This is a genomic window from Gracilibacillus sp. HCP3S3_G5_2 (assembly GCF_052063305.1).
GTDB lineage: Bacteria > Bacillota > Bacilli > Bacillales > Amphibacillaceae > Gracilibacillus.
This window is the reverse complement of the sequence record NZ_JBQHXU010000004.1, coordinates 323,753-344,361: the sequence shown is the minus strand read 5'-3', so window position 1 is coordinate 344,361 and position 20,609 is coordinate 323,753. Positions and strand designations below refer to the sequence as shown.

Below are 20,609 nucleotides of genomic sequence, written 5' to 3'. Positions count from 1 at the left end.
CAGGCTATGCAAAATTAAGGCAATTTATCAGGATTCATAGTTAGATATATTTCAATAATAGTGCCCTTCCTAATATGAAAACTCATGATACTATGGAGTTCTCCATTCATATAAATCATAATAGATGGCTGACCGTTGACATTTTTAATGTCATGGTAATAAAAATCTTCTGGGACCTTTCTTGATATTCCATATAATAATGCCAATACATTGGAAAGCGATACGACTGGGCGAACAGCAGCATGGACTTTTCCTCCACCATCAGAGTATAGCGTAACATTTTCAGAGATAAGTTCTAATAAGGCATCCATATTTTGTGATTCAAATGCTTGAATAAAACGTGTAATGATAGATTTATTCTCCTCATAGTTTAAGCTTTCACCTTCTATGGTTGAGATCTTTTGCTTGGCACGGCTGCATATTTTTCTGCAGCTTTCTTCTTTCTTTTCAATGATTTTAGCAATCTCCGAGTAGGAGAAATCAAATATTTCTCTTAAAAGAAGGACTGCTCTTTCAGTTGGTGTCAAATGTTCCATCATTCTTAAATAGGCAATACTTAGTCCTTCTTTTTGTAGAACTATTTCAGAGGGATCGAAGTCATTTGTTTCTACTAGCAAAAGAGGCTCCGGATTCCACGGCCCCACATATTGTTCGCGTTTGTATCTAGCAGATTTTAGTAGATCTAGACAGCGGTTCGTCATCATTTTGCAAAGATAAGCTTTCTTATTATCGACGCCCTGTTCATTTATTTCAAACGCTTTTAAAAAAGTTTCTTGCATAACATCTTCTGCTTCTGATATCGAACCTAACAGCCGATACCCTAATGAAAATAACAAAGGTTTAAAATGTTGGTATTCTTCATTACTAATTTGCATCCTATCATCTCTTTTTCTGTTCATTTATTATCTCATTAGCCGCTTGTTGACCACTGGTGATTGCTCCTTCTGCCAAAATGGAATCTGGAGAAGCCCAGTCTCCTGCTATATATAATCCTGGAATCTCTTTTTTAGCATGTTGTAGTTTTTGTTCATCTCCTATTTTAGGTAGGCGTTGGTTTACCGTTATGTTGGGAAGAAAACGTTTTGTGATGACATATTGCTGCCAACCTGGCTGAAGTCTTTCTAGGAATTGCTCAAGTTCGTTTTTTACCTTCTTTCCATCTATATGCGTAGCAGGGGAGTGATATTTAAAAACATGCAGAATAGTACTATTTCCATTAGCAGAAAGTTGGGCGTAGTGAGAATGTACAGCATAATAGTAAGGATCAGTGATACCTAAAGCAAACAACCGTTTTGGATTGGGCAGTTCTGATAAGGCGACATCGAATGTTGCGCCCTTTATAGGCGTTATTTGAGCAAAGAAACTGTTTTGATTTTCACCTAACATTTGATTCAATTCATACGGACTAGTTGTACAAATGACATTTTTAGTGATTATTTCTTCGTTATTCGCTAGCTGCAAGGTAATATCATTTCGATGGGCGAATGATGCTATTTGTTTCACCACTGTCTGTGTTTGAAGCTGTATACCTGAGATGACTGCTTTATTGTGGAGTTGGTCGATGATCGTTTGCCATCCCCCATCTATATAAAGTACACCACTCATGATAGTCTTCAAATGAGACAGCATTATTTTGGCACTTACCACCTCAGGAGCATGACAATAAGTAGCAAGTCTTGCTAATAAATAAAGGAGCGACGCTACTTTTGGCGACAATTCGTTTTGTTTCACCCATTGTTGGAAGGTTTGGTCTGGTAACTTTTCCACATCCATCCTCATTACTTTCATTAAAATCAAGAGCCATTCCAGTCTTTGTTTCCAATTTAAATAGCTTGTTGCAAACAGCCCTGAAGGAGTAAGAGGAGCAGCATGTTTCATCGTGTTTTCCATTAAATCACCTGTTAACTGAGGTGATTTCCCACTTAGCTTTATACCTAATTCTTCGAGAAGAAGCTTCGCTTTTCCTTTTTTATTTAGGGCGTGAGGTCCAAGGTTGAAGTATTGTTGCTTCATCTTATCTGTTTTAGCTCTGCCACCAACATACTTCCCTTTTTCTACTATTAATATTGACAAATCGGTTTTGGCTAGATAATTAGCTGCCACATATCCAGCTAATCCTGCACCAATAATGACTACATCCCATTTTTGAGTCAAAAGAATTCCTCCTTTTTCGTTAATTCATAACTCAAGACGAGGAATGTAGGTTGGTTGTGACAGAGCTTTTCGGATAACGATCAAAAATATTGAGGATGAACAGACAGATCCATTTCTTAATTATAGAAATGGATCTGTCTTTAGTAATACTGTATGGTTTTAAATTGATTTAATCGCTTCTTCCACAGGTGTATCACCTGACACCACTTGAAATCTCTTGCCAATGGTGGAATCATTGTTCAAACTAGCAACAATTACCCTTGCAATGTCTTCTCGTGGCACTTCGCCTCTTTCGACTTTCTCGGCTAGTTGCACTTGGTTTTTGCCTGGATCATTGGTAAGTGCACCAGGGTGAATAATCGTATAATCTAGATCGGTGGAGGTCAGCCATTCATCCGCATAATGCTTGGCCACCACATATGGTGCAAAAGATTCTGGAGCAGATTGGATGGCTTCCCGACTTGTATCGAATGAACTGATCATCACATAACGTTTTACATTAGCTTGTTTAGCTGCCTCAATCGTTTTAACTGCGCCATCAAGGTCAATCATAAGGGTTTTGTCTTTACCAGTGTGTGGGCCAGACCCTGCTGTGAAGACAATTGCATCAACGTCTTCTGCCGCCTTAGCAATTACTTCAATTTCATCCTCCAAATCCACTATTGCAACTTCAGCACCTAGATCTTGGAAGTAACTAGCCTGTTCTTCTTTTCGAATCATCGCTTTTGCCTCTAAGTTATCATCTTCCTGAATGAATTTGATAAGATGTTTTCCTATCTGGCCATTCGCACCTACTACTAGTACTTTCATTTGCTTCACCCTTTCCAATTTTTATATGTTTTCATTTTAAAGGTTAAAGGAAGAAAAGTTAAATAATTGATTTCCAACATGCACCATAATAAGTCACTTCATTATTATTTCGCGTTTTGTTAGAATTAACCATGTTTGTTTTATTAAGTTTTGTGACACTATTCTTACTTTTTTTCCGATCCTAAATAGTTTATAATTATTAGATAATAGAAATACTTTAATAATTAAAATTGACTATAGATGGAAGACATTGTAAAAATCAGGCAGGAGATTTTATCAACGTGCTAATCGGCTGTAAGACCTCTATTATAAGCTTTAAGTATCACAAGGAAAAGTATAGGGATAACAGACGCTAACACTCGGATAAGTTTCACTATTCATCATGTAGATAGGGATCAGGAAAGGAAGGTTTTAATGAGCAACACACAGAAAAAATCAGATGTTATCTTAATTGGTGCCGGAGTAATGAGTGCGACTTTGGGATCAATTCTAAAAGAGCTAGCACCAAAATGGGATATTACAGTGTTTGAAAAACTCGATAAAGCCGGAGAAGAAAGCTCTAACGAATGGAATAACGCGGGTACTGGCCATGCCGCATTATGCGAGCTTAACTATACTTCCGAAAGACCTGATGGCTCAATCGATACGACTAAAGCGGTAAAAGTTAATGAACAGTTTCAGGTATCCAGACAGTTTTGGTCTTATCTAGTAAAAAGCAATTTGATTGAGAATCCACAAGACTTTATTATGCCAATTCCTCATATGAGTTTAGTGCAAGGGGAAAAGAATGTAACCTTTTTGCAAAAACGTTTTGAAGCGTTATCAAGCATTCCTCTGTTTAAGGATATGGAATATTCAGATGATCCAAAAACATTGAAGAAATGGATTCCGCTCGTCATGGAGGATCGTACAGTAAATGAGCCGATAGCAGCTACAAAAATAGACTCTGGAACAGATGTCAACTTCGGTGCTTTAACACGTAAGTTGTTCGACCATTTAGAGGAAAAAAACGTAGAAATCAATTACAAGCACATTGTGAAGGATATAAAACGCAAGAAAGACGGTTTATGGGAATTAAAAGTGCATGATATCAAGAATGGTAAAATAGAATATCACACTGCAAAGTTTGTTTTTATAGGTGGTGGAGGAGGAAGTCTACCTTTATTACAGAAAACGGGCATTCCTGAGTCTAAAAGAATTGGTGGCTTTCCTGTTAGCGGTCTATTTATGGTATGTAACAATCCTGAAATTGTGGAGAAGCATCATGGCAAAGTATACGGTAAAGCTAAAGTGGGGGCACCCCCTATGTCTGTACCACATCTTGATACAAGATTTATTGATAATAAAAAATCATTACTATTTGGACCGTTTGCGGGTTTCTCTCCGAAATTCCTTAAAACCGGTTCCAATTTTGATTTATTTGGTTCAGTCAAACCGAATAATGTGTTAACAATGTTAGCTGCTGGTGCCAAAGAGTTGGCATTAACCAAATATTTAATCCAACAAGTTTTGTCTTCGAAAGAAAAGCGAATGGAAGAATTACGTGAGTTTATTCCAAATGCTAAAAGCGAGGATTGGGATATCGTCGTAGCAGGTCAGCGTGTCCAAGTCATCAAGGATACTGAGGATGGTGGAAGAGGAACACTTCAATTCGGTACAGAAGTGGTTAGTGCTGCTGACGGCTCGATAGCAGCATTGCTTGGTGCTTCACCTGGTGCTTCTACTGCAGTACAAGTAATGCTAGAAGTATTGGAAAGATGTTTCCCACAACATATGAATGAATGGGAACCGAAAATAAAAGAAATGGTACCATCATATGGTGTGTCTCTAGCGGAAAATCCTCAGATGTTCGAGAGAATCCATACTGCAACAGAGCAAGCACTTGGACTAAATGCTAATACGCCTATCAAAAAGAAAAAATCAAAAAGTAGTTAATATTAAGCATGTGTATTTTCTTGTAGATGATAGTTAAGTACTTGAAGTTGATAGTAAATTTCAAAAAGTGGATAGTAAAACATAAAAGTAGAGAATAGAGAAAAGACTGATGATATGTCATCAGTCTTTTTACTTTACACTAGAGAAACTAGACTTGTCTTCTTTTACTAATGAGGAGGACAACTGCTCCAATCAGTAGAATAATAAATCCTGCCACCAAATAATGGAATGTGTTGGTAGCTGTGTCCGGTAATTCGTTTTCTGGCGCTGTTTTATCTGTACTATCATTCTTAGTTACTTCAGGTTCTTCCTCTTGGTTAGTATTTTCGTCTGTTGTATGTTCTACTTCGAACACGGCAAAAGTACTAAAGTGGTCTGTTTCTGCTGTCACAAGCCCATCCTTGTATTCTCCACCAATGGATTCCCATGTTTTAGTGTCCGGATTCCAGTAAAACACGTTGACGTCATCAGGGTTTTCGACTTTGTTTTTGTCGACGTTAAATGAAAGGATAACGGGTGAATCAAACTGATTGATTTCTTGGTCACCTTGAATAATGGTAAAGTCGTATACAACACTTAAAGCATTTTTTATCTCCTTCATTTTATGCATTACAATATCGACCGCTTGATTACCATTAGTAAATATCGATGCAGAGAATTGAATACTTACATTCTTCAGCTTAATGGTAATATTGACATTTTGCTGCTTTAATCTTTGTACTTGGTCGCTAGTAAATGACACAGTTACGGAAGCGTCATGTTCACTTAAGTCAATAATCAAATCGGCATTCTTTTCTATGTTGCTGATGGTTTCATCATCAATTGTTACTTGGTTATCTTTTACTTCTGGTTTTATGACCACTTGTTCTGGCTTTTCAGGTTTCTCTGGTCCTGACTCTTCAGGATCTCTAGGAACTTCTGGTTCCGGCTCTTGTGATTGGACAAGTGTTAGATTTCCCAAAACGGAGGTATCTTGGAACGCTGCCCCAGTAGTATCATTCCATGTTGCAACACTTTGACGTGCGCCGTCTCTAGCGTCATTAATTTGGACATCAAAACCGATCTCTGTGTTGTGTTTAGGAGTAATAGTTTTAAATGGTATCTTCACTTCTACTGTGTAACCATTGTCTGATACACGAGTGGCTGATTCAAATCCTTCGGCAATACTTTCAGGATTGAAGGAAGCCACGTTGTTAAAGTTTACCCGATATTGGCCATCATCATCTTGATAGAATGATGTCTTCTCATTGTTTTCATCTACAAAAACTTCAATAGAATCTTGCTCCCAGGCATTTTCATTTGAATCATCAAGCTCCGAATCACTAACTTGAATTAAAACATATAAGTTTTCTTCATCCCAGAGAGCTTTTGCTGTTCCGGTTGCGCCTTGCCATGCTGTTTGGTAGCGGTTTACCGGTAGCTCAGGTGCATCGCTCCAAACATCGTCTATCATCCCATCGATTGTAGGGGTACCGTACGAAGCGGTAGAATGATTGGCATCTCGTTCCTCAGGCTCGTGTTCTTCAAGGAATGTATCAGGGTCGATCACCGCATAGTATGCCGGCTTTGCTTGTAAATTTCTATCAAATAATAGTGGACTTTGTTCAGCTCTCCAGCTTGTCGCATCATTCAGACCCCAGAATGTTACACGAGAAATATGTTCAGCATGTTCTTTATATAGTTGGAATAATTGTGCATATAAATAGCCTTGAGCTATTGCCTGTTGCTCCGTCAGTTCATTGTTGCTACCAGCTGTGATGTCAAGCTCTGTGACCCCAACTTCAACACCAAGAGAGATGAATTTCTCTAACGATCGTCTCACATTTTCCGGATTGGTGTTCAAATTGTAATGTCCTTGCATACCAATACCGTCAATAAGGAGTTCACCGTTATTTTCTGCTGCATAGTCCTCATTAATTTCCTTAACCATCTGGTAAATGGCTTCTGCTTTAGGTTGATTATCATCATTGTAATCATTGTAATAAAGCTTGATATCCCAGCCATTTTCATCAATGACTTCTTTTGCTGCACGGAAGGATTGTTCTACATAATCCTCGCCAATAGCATGATACCAACCTGATTGACGTAAGGATGCTTTCCAATCAGATGGATTTGGCGGGTTATCTATCATTGCTTCATTGACAACATCCCAGGAAATAACGTTTGGTCCAAAGTGTTCCACAGTTGTTTGAACATGATTTCGCAGATTTTCAAGTGCTTCTTCACGACTTAATGGATCCCCGTTGTCATCTGAATGGAGCCATTCTTCTGACTGTTGGTGCCAAACAAGTACATGGCCATGAATTTGGAACCCGTTCTCCAAGGCTTGTTCGACAAGCTGGTCCTCAGCCGTAAAATCAAATTCTCTATCATCATTATATGCATAGCCCGGCTTCATCGCGTTTTCTGCCGTAACAAGGTTATGGTGCATTTTTAGGAGCTCTAATCTACTACCTTCAAATTCCGCAGTGGATACGGCATTTCCGATCAAGAAATAGTCTTGATAGACATCTTTGATCGGTATAAGGTCCTTCTCAATTTCTACTTCACCAGAATCAGTTGGCTCAAACGTAATATCATCAATATAGTAGGATGCTGTACTGTTATTGCTTTCTATATAAATTGTTAAGTATTCGCCCCCTACGCTACTGTACCGATACGTTCCTTCGAGCTGAACCCATCCGTCTTCCGTACTAACGTTTTTACTTTGCAGGTTGTTGTAATTAGCACTATCACCTTCGCCAACCTGAGTCGAAAGTTGAAGCTGTGAACTCTCAGGCGAGATCAGCTTAACCCATGCCGATATGTTATATTCTTGCCCTTGGTCTACAAACTGTTCTACTCTTAACGATGGTCCATGCCAATTTTGGCTTCGGTTTTCAACCTTTAAGGCATAGGAGCCTCCCTCAGTATGATTCGCTTCATCTGTTACAGTAAGTATTTCCGAATCACCTCTAGGTTCAAATCCTCCTGTTGATTGGTCTTCAAAGGTAATGGTGGTGAATTCTTGAGCTGGGGGTCTTTGTTCATTTGGTTCTTCATTGTCTCCTGTAGAGGACTCATTAGTAGTGATGAGGATTTCTCCGATATAAAAAGGAACTTCTTTTCCATGATCGTTTGATTGAATGCGGAAGGCTGAATCTATTTCTGCATCTACAGTATACTCTCCCGACAAAGTAAATGCTTGTCCTGCAATAAAATCAGTATTACTCAGTAAAGGATAATCTCCGGATGGAATTTGAAGATAAGCTTCTCCACCCTCAGGGATATTTACGGTATCATCAACATAGCCATTGACAGTAATCGTATATGTCTTTCCGTTTTCCATGTTGACGTCGCTAAAATTAATATCAACACCATCGTAATTTTCTGTTCTTGAATGAATGTATATAGCATTTCCATCCTCATTACCCTCAAAAACGACATCTGTAACAGCTTCGACTTGAGAGTTCCCTGCTTTATTAGCAATACCCAAACCAGTTTCAAACGTTTCGTGGTATACAGTTTCTGCCTCGGTCTCCACTTTCTCTTCAGTCGTTGCCGCTTCTGCAACCGTTGTAATCCAACCTGATGGAATAATCAAAATCGTTACGAGAAATAATGAAATAAATCTTTTAAGATTCCTGTTCATATTTTGAATTCCTCCATATTCTAAAATTTTATCAAAATAAAACGCTTACAAAATTGTGGTCAACCTCCTTTCCAACTAACATTGTAGCTCGTTAATGAAAAACCTTTAACCACAAAAGTTAAAGGTAATACTTTAAAAATTAAACATATTCATATATTAGTGACTTTCAAAGTTAGTTGGTGTGATTTTCCGATAAATATAGCGGAAAATTTGGCAATAATTATAATCTTATAGTTGTTCTCCATAAAACCTTTGGTATACTAATAGAAAAGTACCATTTAAAGGTAGTTTGTATCATCCAAAAGTACTAAGTGTGTGTGCAATATTGTGAGCAGAAAAAATAATGACAATTTAAGAAAAGGGGGACAAATGTTGGCTAGCGAAAAGATTTTAATAGTCGATGATGATGCGGATATGCGTAACATACTAGAACTATATTTGAAAGAAAACAGTTACCAAGTGTTGTCTGCTGAAGATGGGGTGGAAGCTTTAAAAATAATAAGACAGAATGCCCCTGATTTAATCATTTTAGACGTAGTGATGCCTAAATTAGACGGATATGAGCTTTGTCAGGAAATAAAGAAAATAATAGATATACCTATTATTTTCCTTAGCTCTAAACAAGATGATATGGATAAAATTTTGGGATTAGGTGTTGGCGGAGATGATTTCATAGAGAAAACGACCAGTTCACCGGTATTAATCGCAAAAATAAAGGCACATATACGCCGGTATCGGAAGCTATCCCATCTTGACAAACAAAATGTAACCATTGAAAAAAAGTCATATATAATCGAATACCCTGGATTAGTGATTAATCTTAACAGTGCGGTTGTCAGGTTAAATAACAAAGTATTGCACTTATCAGCAAAGGAGTTTCAAATTCTATGTTTGTTAGCGCAGAACCCTGAAAGAGTTTTTAGTGTAGAGAAAATATTTGAGTTAATCTGGGATGAAACCAGTTTAGGAGATTATCGAACTGTTATGGTACATATTAGTAATCTACGGAAAAAGTTAGAATCGAATACTAATCAAGTTAAATATATCGAGACGGTCCGCGGAATTGGATATAAATTTAATCTAATCGAAGAACACGATGACGTTAAATTGCCTTAATCGGACATCTGCTTTTCTCTTAAAAATTGTTTCACTTGCTGTAGAGTAAATCCTTTTTGTTTCGCAAAAGCAAGTAAGACCAACCATTCTTTATCTACTTCCTGTTTATGCTGGTGATTTTGTTTCTTTTCGTCTTGCATATGTATTCCCCCTTTTTTTACTCGTCATACAAAGTATAAGGAGTGAGTTTAAAAAAGAGCTAAATTCTGGTTAAAATTAACTTAAAATTTTAAGAATTAGGATGATAGATGATGAAAAAATTATCGAGTTATCAACTGCATGACACAATCGCTACTTCGAACTCATGGGTATTATATAAAACTGTTTCCAGCTTCCATAAGGAACAGGTTTTGATTAAGACTATTCATAATAACGTACATCCTCAATCAAAAGCTGAATTAATTCATGAGTATTATATGCTATCTGATTTAGAGCTTTATGGAGTTTTGAAACCTGTGGCCTTAGAAAAAAGTAAAGAACAACCTTATTTGCTGATGGAGTTTTTTGAAGGCCAATGCCTAACAAATTGGTTAAGAGGTAATCAAGTCTTTGATATCAGCACATTTCTAAAGATCGCAATTAAATTAACAACTATTCTTGGATCCGTGCATCAACACAATATTATTCATAAATCGATTCAACCAAATCATATTTTATATAACCCAAATGGCGAACAATTAAAATTAACTGGCTTTCATCAATCGACCATGCTCTCTAAAGAAATGCAGCAAGCTGACATAACACCATATCAGATCGAAGAAGTTAGTTATGTATCTCCTGAACAAACGGGTAGAATGAATCGACCAATTGATTACCGTTCCGATCTATATTCATTAGGTGTTTTGTTCTATCAAATAGCAACAGGTCGTCTTCCATTTCGAGCAAAGGACCCGGTTGAAGTGATTCATTCACATCTGGCCCAAACGGCAATTCATCCTCACCAAGTAAACCCTACAATACCTGAAATCATCTCTAATATCATTATGAAATTACTTGCTAAAGTGCCGGAACAGAGATATCAAAGTACGTACGGATTAAAAAAAGATTTAGAAAGATATTCTCATGCTTTTTATTCGGATAATCACCTAAAGTTATTTTCATTAGGAGAGCATGATGCAAGCCCCATGCTTGAAAAACCAAATAAACTTTATGGCAGAGACCGTGAACTGGAGGAGCTGATCAGCAAGTTCAAGCATGTACAGCATGGTGAGCCTGCGCTAGTACTTCTCCCAGGTCCGTCTGGAATAGGTAAGACGGCATTGGTTCATAAACTGCATCGACCATTATTAAACAAACAGGGATATTTTATTACTGGTAAGTTTGTTCAATATCAGAAGCATATTCCTTACGCACCGATTATTGAAGCTTTTCGGTCTTTAATAAGGCAAATCTTAACGGAGGATGCGGAAAGCATTCAAAGATGGAAAGATAAGCTGCATCATTCATTGGCTAATAATGCTTGGATAATCGCGAATTTTATTCCCGAAATTGAATGGTTAATCGGGAAGCAGGAAGAAGGAGCAGACCTACCACCACAAGGCGTTCATAACCGTTTTATGCTAGCGATCAGAAAATTTGTTGAGGTGTTCGCTTCTGAGAAAAATCCACTTGTATTGTTTATCGATGATTTACAGTGGTCGGATAGTGCAACGATTGATTTATTGAGGCATCTCCTAACAAATCCAGACAGAAGAAATTTACTGATTATCGGTGCTTATCGTGATAATGAAGTGTCGGTTGGCCATCCGTTTGAAGTATTTATCAATCAAATCAATCAAACAGAAGTACATGTGTCTACTATTCCTGTCCACCCTTTAGCAAAGGCCCATATCGAACAATGGTTAGAGGAAATTCTTTCTCTTGAAGCAATAGATGCGGAACCATTGGTTGAGTTAATTTATCGTATTACAAAAGGAAATCCTTTTTTTATCATTCAATTATTACAATTGTTCAATCAAGAAAAAATGATCCATTTTGATTTAAGGACAGCGACTTGGCAGGTTAACGTTACCACCTTGAAACAGATTCCAATGACAGATTCCATGATTGATTTTATTATGAAGCAGATCAATAAATTATCAGCTGAAACGAAAAAGCTATTACAGTCGGCTGCTTGTATAGGAAGTCAGTTTAATCTTAAATTATTGGCAACTATCGCTGGGGAAAGCTATGTAACAACGGCCAATCAACTATGGGCTGGATTAGAAGAAGGGATTATCCTCCCGATGGATGCTCGTTATAAATGGGTCTATCCAAATGAGAATGAACAGTTCTTAAACGAAAACCCTCCAAACTACCGGTTTTTACACGATAAAATTCAACAAGCATTTTATATGTCGATGTCTACAGAAGAGCGCGAACAAAGTCATTTAACGATCGCAGAAGAGTTAATTAGTCATTTGACAACTGATGAAATCGAGGAACACATTTTTTCCATTGTGAACCATTTAAATCTCTGTCAATCTCGGCTAACGGAAGATCAACAAGGTGATTTAACCAAATGGAACCGAATGGCGGGTGATCGAGCAAAGTCTGCAGCTGCATTTAAATCAGCATTAACTTTTTATCAGAATGCTTTTCGATTATTACCTCAGGATAAGTGGGTGAGCGATTATGAAGAGACGTATTCTGTTATGGTGGGATACGGTGAATCATTATACCTTAACCAATTTTTTGAGGAAGCAGAAGACATCTTTGAAGAAACATTAATAAAAGCCAAAACTCCACAAGAGAAGCTATATATTTACAATTTAAAAATAACATTATACATCCATATACACGAGGTGAAACAAGCGACCAATTCAGGGCTTGATGGTTTGCGCTTATTTGGTATTGAAATAAAAGATAACCCGAATAAAGCGCTAGTAGCAAAGGAATATTTGTTAACAAAGCTTGCTTTAGCAAACAAGCGTGAAGAAGATTTACTCAAGCTCCCTCCTGTAACAGATGAAGATCAAAAAATGATTATGCGAACACTAATCAATTCCAATGCACCGGCTTATCATTTCGATCAAAATTTAGCAACGATTTTGATGTTGCGAGCACTACGTTTAATCTTAAAATACGGGGATATGGATCTAGCTGCACTTGTTTACAACAATTATGCATTGACACTGAGTGCAGGTTTCGGTGATTACCAAGAAAGCTATCAATTTGGAAGGCTTGCGATTCAACATGTAGAAAATTCAGGAAATAATGCATTACAAGCACGTGTCTACTTCGTGTTTGGCTCATTTGTTAATCATTGGATAAAGCCTATACGCTATAGCTTAGAATATTTAGAGAAATCACAGCAGCTTTGTATCGAATCGGGTAATTTGCATTTAGCTGGTGCTACTGGTGCATTCATTGGCCTTACACAGTATCTAAAGGGAGGCAATTTAGAACAGGTTAAGGAAGGAATCGAAAGACAGTTAACATTTGCAAAGAAACATGAATATGCGATTTCCAATGATTATTTAAGTGAATTATCGGATTGGATTACTGTGCTTTCATCACCTGATAAACAGCCTAAATGGGAATTTTCCGATTTTACAGATGATAAGTCAGCGGCAATTATTCATAAAACCACGCGCTTACAAATGGCTTATTTATTCAATCATCGTTCTATTGCCTTGTCATTAATGCAGGAACTGGAGCCACTAGTAAATAACACGATGGTGTTAATCATTGCACCAGAATACTTTTTGTACCATTCATTATGGATTGTTAAATTAATCGAAGAAGGAGAGATAACGAGAAGAAGCGGTTGGAGCAAATTAAAGGCTAACTTAAAGAAACTAAAGAAGTGGGCAAAGCACTCTCCAACTAACTATTTGCACAAGTATTTATTAATTCGTGCGGAATATCAGAAACTTATCGGTGATGATAACCAGGCAACAGCTCACTATCATCAAGCAATAGAAAATGCTGAAGAAAATGGGTTCCTTCAAGACGTTGCAATTGCCAATCACTGTGCGGCAAATTTTTATCTGGCAAAGCAGTCCCCGAAAACCGCCAAATCCTATGTGACAGAAGCGTATAACGGTTTTATTAATTGGGGAGCTGTGCATATCGCAGAACAAATCAAGCAAACATATCCAGATTTGTTTCTTCAAATCAACACAAGCCCCGCAAATAACTATGATACGAAGGATAGTGTAGATACAAAGGCGATTTTTGATGCGGCTCGGGTCATTTCAAGTGAAGTAGTATTGAGTCAGCTAATTAGCCGATTAATGGATATTGTTTTAACTTACGCTGGAGCAGAGCATGTATCTTTCCTGCTACCTGAAGAGAACAAACTCGAATTAATGGCTTTTAACCATATGAATGGTGAGGTTGAAATATATCAGCAGCCACAGCCAATAGAGTGTCATGCTCGTGTATCGTCAGCGATTGTTCATTATGTATTAAGTAGCAGGGAAGCGGGTTGTATTAGATCATGCAGCAGAACAGGGGCCATTTATTGAGAATCATTATATTCAAGAAACCCAAGCAAAATCAGTTTTATGTCTCCCGATCGTCAATCAAGATAGGCTGGTGGCTGTTTTGTATATGGAAAACAATCACTCTACGCATGTTTTTACCCATGAACGATTAAATTTCTTAACATTTATTACATCACAAGCAGCAGTATCGATTGTGAATGCGTATCTTTATGCTGATTTGGAAGCAAAGGTGGATAAACGAACTGCATTATTAAATGAAACGAATCAACAATTAACGGAGGTCAATCAGCAGTTGAACAATTCTAAAGAGAAAATGAAGCATTTGCTATCAAATGTATCACATGATCTACAGTCACCAATTGCGGTAGTCCAAGGTTATGTCCGCGCAATATTAGATGGATTAGTCGATGACCCTGTAAAACAAACGGAATATTTACAAATTATCAATAATAGAATAGGCGGGTTGGATAAGCTTATAAAGGATCTATTTGACTTATCAAAACTGGAATCAGGAAACATGCATTTTTCAATGGAAGCTATTCCTGTCGATCAATTATATGAGCATTTCTGTAATATGTTTACATTAGAAATCCGACAGGCTGGTCTTGAGTTTAACGGGCGGATTGAGGCTGATGTTAGCGATCAGTATCCATTAGTAGAAGTTGATGTGATGAGATTGGAACAAGTCATGACGAATCTCGTATCCAATGCGATTAAACATACCGATATAGGTACAATTGAAATAGCTTTAACTATTTTGGATGCAAATGAAGTCATTTTTACTGTGAAAGATCAAGGAACTGGTATTTCCAAATCAGATATTCACTATGTATTTGACCGATATTATACCAAGAGTAGGGGTCAAGGGAATGGACTAGGCCTAGCTATTAGCGAAGAAATTATTCTTTGTCATAATGGTCGCTTATGGGTGGAAAGTAAGGAGCAGAAAGGGACGACTTTTTATTTTTCTTTACCAATTTTTTCTGATCAGATCTCCCCATCACTAGAGAAAGAAGAGACAAGATCCTCAGGTAATGTATAAATTCCTCCAACTGATGAGTATTTCTCAGCTTTTTGCAAAAAGTAATAGAGCTACTAGGGAGGAATGGAATATGTCGATACAAAACGGACATGAAATAGAACAACTATCTAACATTTCTTATGACTTAGAGGAAGCCACTCGTGACGCGAGAAATACAGCTGCTATCAACGTAGTGAAAGAACTGCAAAAACCGTTACGAGAAGTACAAGAACAAATCAAAGATGCTCGCGGAAAAGCAATCAATAGTACTAGGATCCCCCTTTCATTTTTGAAAACACCTGTTAAATTGAGTTGGTAAAGATCACTTTAATTTAAAATGTGGTCTTTTCCACTTGAAATTTCTTTACATAAACATTTCCGTTTACAAGTATACAATTTGTAAACATAAGGTGTACAATATCGTTTTCTTGTAAACAAAATTGTATACAAGTTGATATAAAGGTATGTATACGTAATCTGTAAACACAGTAAACGTTTTTGTTTACATGTTACGACTTATTTCACGGAGATTACAGTTATATATCTTTTCACTTCAACTCATTGATGCCAGCAATCATCTGCAATATCCTTTTTAGAAGAAGACATTTTTTAAAAAAAAGGATGATTTAAATGAGTCAATCAAGAATAGCAGCAGTTGATGTAGGGAATGATTCAGTGAAGGCAATATTTGGTGAGTTGGATCGTGAATTCAATATTCCCAATATTATTGCTAGAGATATCGAGGATCGCCCGGTCATTGGCATTGAAGAATTAGATCAAAAAGATCCTTTAGAAGGCATACATATACGCGTACACTCCCCTGCCCTACAAGAAAATAATGCGATTTATCGCGTGGGTCACTTAGCCTCAAAATCAAGTAACTCAACAGAGCTTGATCCAGGAAGCAGTAAAGCGCAGGAGGACCAAACGTTAATTATGCTTTTTGCTTCTATCGCATTAGATGCGGCTACCGGAAATAAAGGTTCCAGTAAAGTGCTGGATGCGAATTATATATTAGGAACGGGATTGCCTCTTCGTGAAGTAAAGGAAGGAAAAGATGCAGGTTACCGTTCAAAGCTACTCGGCTCCGTTCATCAGGTAGAGTTCTTGGTGACACCGAAATACCAAGGGATGAAAGTTAATATTAAATTTGATGAAGTAAAGGTATATCCTGAAGGCTTTGCAGCTTATATTAATCTAGTGATGGATCATGATCTGAAAATCATTAATAAAGATTTAATTGATAAACGAATTCTTATCCAAGATATTGGTGGTTTATCTACTGATATCGCTGTGATTAAGAATCGTACGGTTGATGATGACAAGGCACAAGGCTTTAATCTTGGCGTCTCAGAATCACTTGAAAATATTCGCGAGGAAATCTTTAGTAATCATGGAGTCGAGTTGGACAGCCGTCGTGATGTCGTAGAAATTATTACACGGAATAATGACCGTAATCACATCATGGTTAAAGGAAGTCGGACAAGCGTTCACGACATAACAGACCGAATTTTGTTGGAATTAGCGAAAAAGCAATATCGTTTATTAAGAAATGTTTGGCAGAAAAATTCCCAAACAGAAATCTGTTACTTCGTTGGCGGTGGTTCTAATGTGTTGAAAGAGTATATTAAAACACTAAACAATAACTTAGATGGCTACAATATCGAATTCTTCGAGGATGAGAAGGAAAGTATTTGGATGATGGCTAATGCTTATTATAAGCTTATTTCTGAATTCATAAAAAAAACGGAGAAGACAAAGGAAGAGAAAAAGCAGCCTGCGAAAAAGTCTTAAGGTGATGACATGAAGAAACCAACAAACCAAATTAAAAGAGGCCAAACGATTTCGTTTCGAATTCCTTCAGATACACCTGATTATCTCTTAAAGGAAATACAGCGGCTCAAGGAAACGGAACGACGGAATTTCTCGAGTAAAATGGCTGAATTGGTGTTAAAAGGGATAAATGAAACAAGCTCTAAAGAAAGAGAAACGATTACGATTCCTCTTCCAGGTAATCTAAATAAGGCTCAACGAAATTGGCTAAAGCATGAACATTCAGAAGCATTGTTAGGCAGTATTGTTTATCATCTATTAAATGATCCGGTTAGGGCTACCGCTTTATTAGCTTCACTTAACAGCAGTTCTACCGATATTGATGAAGCCCTTTATTTACAAGAAGAGGTACCAGAAGAAGTTAACAATGAAAAAGCTGAATTAGAGAAAGAAAATGAAATAGAACAGCGTCAGGAAACATTAGAGGATGATTTAGATTCCTTTAATTGGGAGGAAGCTGTAAAAGAGAATCGTCAAGAAGAAGAGCAAGAAAAAACAGAAGAAGCGGATCTTGATGATTTGCTTGGAGACTTTTTAAGTAAAATGAATAAATAATTGCATCCTATACAAATAAGAGCCCTCTTTAGTCAATATCTAAAGGGGCTCTTTTAAATAGATTATCAGCCTGGATCAACTGCTTTTTGTTAAGATGTTCGTTCGTCTAAGGTAATTTTAACTTCAGAAAGTTTCTTGTCATTAAGATTGTAGAAATTAATATTAACCATGGCTAGTATCAAGACTACTGCAGGTATTACAGCGGTTCCAATTAAAATACCAGTTAAAGACTGTGAGGATTGAGCCTGGTTCGCAACATAACCGAATTGTGACAATACAAGGCCGGGAATCGCTCCACCTTAAGGCCATTCCACATTTGAAAAAGAAACCGATAACAGAATAAATTAAACCGCTTAATCGTTTGCCAGTCAAATACTCTCCATACTCAATTACTTCTGGCACTAAAGCCCACATAAATGCCCCAGCTGTTAATAATCCAATAGCTGTGAAGACACGAGAAACAAGAATTAACCAAATCATACTAGCCGGAATTACTAAAAGCGATAGTGTTCCTACAATAGAAAGTATCAGAGAGATATTAAGCAATGCTTTCTTTCCGATTTTTTTATTAACATATGGGATAAATGGAATACAGAAGAAAGCAGGTAAAGACCCTAATAATGTGTAAAGACCTACTAAATCTTCTCTTCCTAAATTATAGGTTACGAAATATACACCAATTGAGTTACTGATAGAGTTCACACCAAATATGAGCACGAAGAAAATTGCTAGTACAACAAGCGGACGGTTTTGTTTAAATTGCTCAAATAAATCACTTACTTTAATCTTTGACTTATTATTAACAGGTGTAACACGTTCTTTCGTCATAAAAAAGCAAAATAGTAATAAAGCGGCTCCAACAATGCCAATAATACCCATTGTAAGTTGCCAGCTTCTTGAAGGGCTTGCAAATTCACCAAAATAAGTGGATAGGAAAGGTATGAAATAAGAAACGATCATACCACCTAAATTAGCAAAGATCATTCGTATTGATGTTAAGCTAACGATTTCAGAATTGTTATTAGTTAAAGCAGGTGTTAAAGCCGCGTAAGGGATATTAACAAATGTATATACGATTGATAACCCAATATATGTTACATAGGCATAGATCAATTTTCCACCTTCCGAAAAGTCAGGTGTTGTAAAACAGAGAATCGCTAAACCAGCAAACGGAATTGCCCAAAACAAGAGATATGGTCTAAAACGTCCAAATTTGGTATTTGTCTTATCAACTAATGTTCCGACTAATGGATCACTAACCGCATCAATTAATCGGACTACCAGAAACATGGTGGCAGCAGCTCCTGGCGAAATGCCGTAAATATTCGTGTAGAAAAACAGCAAGTAGATCGAAGTAGTTTGATAGATCAAATTACTTGCTAAGTCGCCAGAGGCATATCCAATTTTCTCACCCCAGCCAAGCTTGTTAGATGTCTGTGAATTTTTCATGTATGTCAACTCCTAAGGTAGTTTTATGCATTTTTGGCGCAGCTATAAAAAAGGGCTTTCAACATAATCGCTAATTTTATTACAACAGCCTCATAAGCTGTTTTATGGAAAAAGTGTAAAACGCATACAACTTAGTTTATTCAACGAACTAACTAAATTGACTATTTAAAAATAACATAGATACCTAAAACATGCAATCTAGTTGATGAGCGTTAAATTGTCTAAGCTATCATATTATTTCAAGGTTTGGCGCTTGTTAGTAAGGTGAAGTGAAAATTTTGTGAACAGATTGGTGGTAGTAATTTTATAATCAAGAGAAAAGATGGAAGATATGGACTTGCCATGATCATTGCTAAGACAGTGGTCATCTTTTCCTCATAAAAAGTTTATATGCTAGACGAAGGGCAAATCTAGGGAGTCTTTTTATTGCAATTAGGATAAAAAGAAGATGAAAAACCAAAAGACTATCCAGTTAGGATAGTCTTTCATAACTGATTAATATTCATTTGATAGTTGATATCTTTTCCTAGTACCTAGTCCTTTTCTTAAAATATATTGATGGAAGAAGTATTCACCTAGTGCCAAGATGGCAGCTGAGATGATAGCTGCTACTGCGAGAGTTCCAATTGAAAGATCTGACAGCCCCATTCCGAGTAGCCAGATTACCACAAAAGCCATGCCAAGATCCGCCATTGTGGCAGTAGCATTTGATGTTCTAGGCAGGATAGTAAGGTCTCCGAGCCAATAGGAAAGAACACCAAGAATGACCGTAATTAACAACACATTTCCAAATGAGAATCCATATCCCAAACCTAATATGAAGTAAAGGACTAGGATTGTCATCAAACCTTTAATTGCCAATGCTTTGCCATGTTCCATGATGTATCTCCTCCTTTGATGTTTTTAGATTTTGCCAATTCATTCTTCCAAGGCAATAGCAATTGGTGCTTAGTAAGCCTATTCCCATCATTTTCAAAATAAAACGTCTATCTGTGAAAAGACATCATCATAGAGTTAGCTTTTACTATTCATATGCTTGATAAGCAGACAACATCCAAACATATTTTTCATAGTTCTTTTGTAAAGAAATTAACATATCTGCTGTCGGTTCATCGTTATATTCATTTGCTAGCGCTAATCCGTCATGACGGATTTCATTAATAATTTGTTTGTAATCCTCCATTAATTGACGGATTATTTCTGTTTCTTTATCGTCCGCACTTGCTTCTACTAAAGTTGTTTCTTCCAAATATTTAGACATTACTGCCAACGGTTTTCCATCAATAGCTAAAATGCGTTCCGCTACTTCATCCAAGTCCTCTGCAATCTGGTTGTACATCTCTTCAAACGTTTGATGTAGCTGAAAAAAGTGTCTACCTTGAACAAACCAGTGATAGCGATGTAGTTTGACATACAACACAAAATGATTAGAAAGTAACTGATTTAAAAAATTAATGAGCTTTTGATGATCCATTTACACACCCCACCTTTAATTATTGTGCGATTACTTCTCTTATTTTCTACGAGGTGCACTAGATTTATACCTTTGTTACATATTCTTTTAGGGATAGCCGAAATTGGTAAATCATTACATTGCAGGTAATAAGAAATATGTTGTTAGAACTATTGCATATTTATACACAGAAATGATATATTATAACTTACCTTAAAAAAT

At 36.9% G+C, this 20,609-nt stretch carries 14 protein-coding genes and 1 pseudogene; 7 read left to right on the top strand and 8 right to left on the bottom strand.

The annotated features are described in order from the left end of the window. Nucleotides 1-14: 14 nt before the first annotated feature. The 3 genes from ACTNEP_RS08640 to ACTNEP_RS08630 form a co-directional block, all read right to left on the bottom strand. Entirely contained in the window at nt 15-899 is an 885-nt protein-coding gene (locus ACTNEP_RS08640) for an RNA polymerase sigma-70 factor (protein ID WP_441161460.1), read from the bottom strand. Continuing rightward, entirely contained in the window at nt 880-2,154 is a 1,275-nt protein-coding gene (locus ACTNEP_RS08635) for a phytoene desaturase family protein (protein ID WP_441161458.1), read from the bottom strand. The genes ACTNEP_RS08640 and ACTNEP_RS08635 overlap by 20 nt, the downstream gene beginning before the upstream one ends. A gap of 159 nt (nt 2,155-2,313) precedes the next feature. Then, complete coding sequence (locus ACTNEP_RS08630) at nt 2,314-2,964, bottom strand: SDR family oxidoreductase (RefSeq protein WP_441161457.1); 651 nt, start codon at nt 2,962-2,964, stop codon at nt 2,314-2,316. A gap of 375 nt (nt 2,965-3,339) precedes the next feature. Here ACTNEP_RS08630 and ACTNEP_RS08625 point away from each other — a divergent pair, with 375 nt between their 5' ends. Beyond that, nucleotides 3,340-4,899, top strand: coding sequence for a malate:quinone oxidoreductase (locus ACTNEP_RS08625; protein ID WP_441161499.1), 1,560 nt, complete (start codon nt 3,340-3,342; stop codon nt 4,897-4,899). Between the two features lie 148 nt (nt 4,900-5,047). Here ACTNEP_RS08625 and ACTNEP_RS08620 read toward each other — a convergent pair whose 3' ends face one another. Then, entirely contained in the window at nt 5,048-8,530 is a 3,483-nt protein-coding gene (locus ACTNEP_RS08620) for an endo-1,4-beta-xylanase (RefSeq protein ID WP_441161455.1), read from the bottom strand. 369 nt (nt 8,531-8,899) lie between these two features. On the opposite strand from ACTNEP_RS08620, the gene ACTNEP_RS08615 reads away from it, so the two are divergent. Next, on the top strand, nt 8,900-9,646 hold the full coding sequence (locus ACTNEP_RS08615) for a response regulator transcription factor (protein ID WP_441161453.1): 747 nt from the start codon (nt 8,900-8,902) through the stop codon (nt 9,644-9,646). On the opposite strand, the gene ACTNEP_RS08610 is transcribed toward ACTNEP_RS08615, so the two are convergent. Further along, the gene (locus tag ACTNEP_RS08610) at nt 9,643-9,786 is read right to left on the bottom strand and encodes a hypothetical protein (RefSeq protein ID WP_441161452.1); all 144 of its coding nucleotides are present in this window, start codon (nt 9,784-9,786) and stop codon (nt 9,643-9,645) included. The genes ACTNEP_RS08615 and ACTNEP_RS08610 overlap by 4 nt on opposite strands. A 111-nt stretch (nt 9,787-9,897) precedes the next feature. Here ACTNEP_RS08610 and ACTNEP_RS08605 point away from each other — a divergent pair, with 111 nt between their 5' ends. The 5 genes from ACTNEP_RS08605 to ACTNEP_RS08585 all read left to right on the top strand — a co-directional run bounded on the left by ACTNEP_RS08605 (nt 9,898) and on the right by ACTNEP_RS08585 (nt 17,485). Further along, nucleotides 9,898-14,097 (top strand): AAA family ATPase, encoded by a 4,200-nt coding sequence (locus tag ACTNEP_RS08605; RefSeq protein WP_441161450.1) that lies wholly within the window; start codon nt 9,898-9,900, stop codon nt 14,095-14,097. Next, entirely contained in the window at nt 14,093-15,118 is a 1,026-nt protein-coding gene (locus ACTNEP_RS08600; protein WP_441161498.1) for an ATP-binding protein, read from the top strand. The genes ACTNEP_RS08605 and ACTNEP_RS08600 overlap by 5 nt, the downstream gene beginning before the upstream one ends. Nucleotides 15,119-15,188: 70 nt before the next feature. Further along, the gene (locus ACTNEP_RS08595; protein ID WP_441161448.1) at nt 15,189-15,416 is read left to right on the top strand and encodes a hypothetical protein; all 228 of its coding nucleotides are present in this window, start codon (nt 15,189-15,191) and stop codon (nt 15,414-15,416) included. 311 nt (nt 15,417-15,727) lie between these two features. After that, the gene (locus tag ACTNEP_RS08590) at nt 15,728-16,891 is read left to right on the top strand and encodes an Alp7A family actin-like protein (RefSeq protein WP_441161447.1); all 1,164 of its coding nucleotides are present in this window, start codon (nt 15,728-15,730) and stop codon (nt 16,889-16,891) included. A gap of 9 nt (nt 16,892-16,900) precedes the next feature. After that, entirely contained in the window at nt 16,901-17,485 is a 585-nt protein-coding gene (locus tag ACTNEP_RS08585; RefSeq protein WP_441161446.1) for a hypothetical protein, read from the top strand. Between the two features lie 89 nt (nt 17,486-17,574). Here ACTNEP_RS08585 and ACTNEP_RS08580 read toward each other — a convergent pair. From ACTNEP_RS08580 to ACTNEP_RS08570, 3 genes and pseudogenes are all read right to left on the bottom strand, one after another. Next, nucleotides 17,575-18,934: pseudogene (locus ACTNEP_RS08580) on the bottom strand (glycoside-pentoside-hexuronide (GPH):cation symporter). Between the two features lie 495 nt (nt 18,935-19,429). Then, nucleotides 19,430-19,813 (bottom strand): DUF2512 family protein, encoded by a 384-nt coding sequence (locus tag ACTNEP_RS08575; RefSeq protein WP_441161445.1) that lies wholly within the window; start codon nt 19,811-19,813, stop codon nt 19,430-19,432. Nucleotides 19,814-19,958: 145 nt separating this feature from the next. Beyond that, nucleotides 19,959-20,408, bottom strand: coding sequence for a Dps family protein (locus ACTNEP_RS08570; protein ID WP_441161444.1), 450 nt, complete (start codon nt 20,406-20,408; stop codon nt 19,959-19,961). Between the last annotated feature and the right edge of the window lie 201 nt (nt 20,409-20,609).

Excerpts from the sequence above, each read along its gene's own strand:
- ACTNEP_RS08640 (WP_441161460.1), bottom strand. The coding sequence starts at position 899 with ATGAACAGAAAAAGAGATGATAGGATGCAAATTAGTAATGAAGAATAC.
- ACTNEP_RS08610 (WP_441161452.1), bottom strand. The coding sequence starts at position 9,786 with ATGCAAGACGAAAAGAAACAAAATCACCAGCATAAACAGGAAGTAGAT.
- ACTNEP_RS08630 (WP_441161457.1), bottom strand. The coding sequence starts at position 2,964 with ATGAAAGTACTAGTAGTAGGTGCGAATGGCCAGATAGGAAAACATCTT.
- ACTNEP_RS08615 (WP_441161453.1), top strand. The coding sequence starts at position 8,900 with ATGTTGGCTAGCGAAAAGATTTTAATAGTCGATGATGATGCGGATATG.
- ACTNEP_RS08570 (WP_441161444.1), bottom strand. The coding sequence starts at position 20,408 with ATGGATCATCAAAAGCTCATTAATTTTTTAAATCAGTTACTTTCTAAT.
- ACTNEP_RS08605 (WP_441161450.1), top strand. The coding sequence starts at position 9,898 with ATGAAAAAATTATCGAGTTATCAACTGCATGACACAATCGCTACTTCG.
- ACTNEP_RS08590 (WP_441161447.1), top strand. The coding sequence starts at position 15,728 with ATGAGTCAATCAAGAATAGCAGCAGTTGATGTAGGGAATGATTCAGTG.
- ACTNEP_RS08595 (WP_441161448.1), top strand. The coding sequence starts at position 15,189 with ATGTCGATACAAAACGGACATGAAATAGAACAACTATCTAACATTTCT.
- ACTNEP_RS08575 (WP_441161445.1), bottom strand. The coding sequence starts at position 19,813 with ATGGAACATGGCAAAGCATTGGCAATTAAAGGTTTGATGACAATCCTA.
- ACTNEP_RS08585 (WP_441161446.1), top strand. The coding sequence starts at position 16,901 with ATGAAGAAACCAACAAACCAAATTAAAAGAGGCCAAACGATTTCGTTT.
- ACTNEP_RS08620 (WP_441161455.1), bottom strand. The coding sequence starts at position 8,530 with ATGAACAGGAATCTTAAAAGATTTATTTCATTATTTCTCGTAACGATT.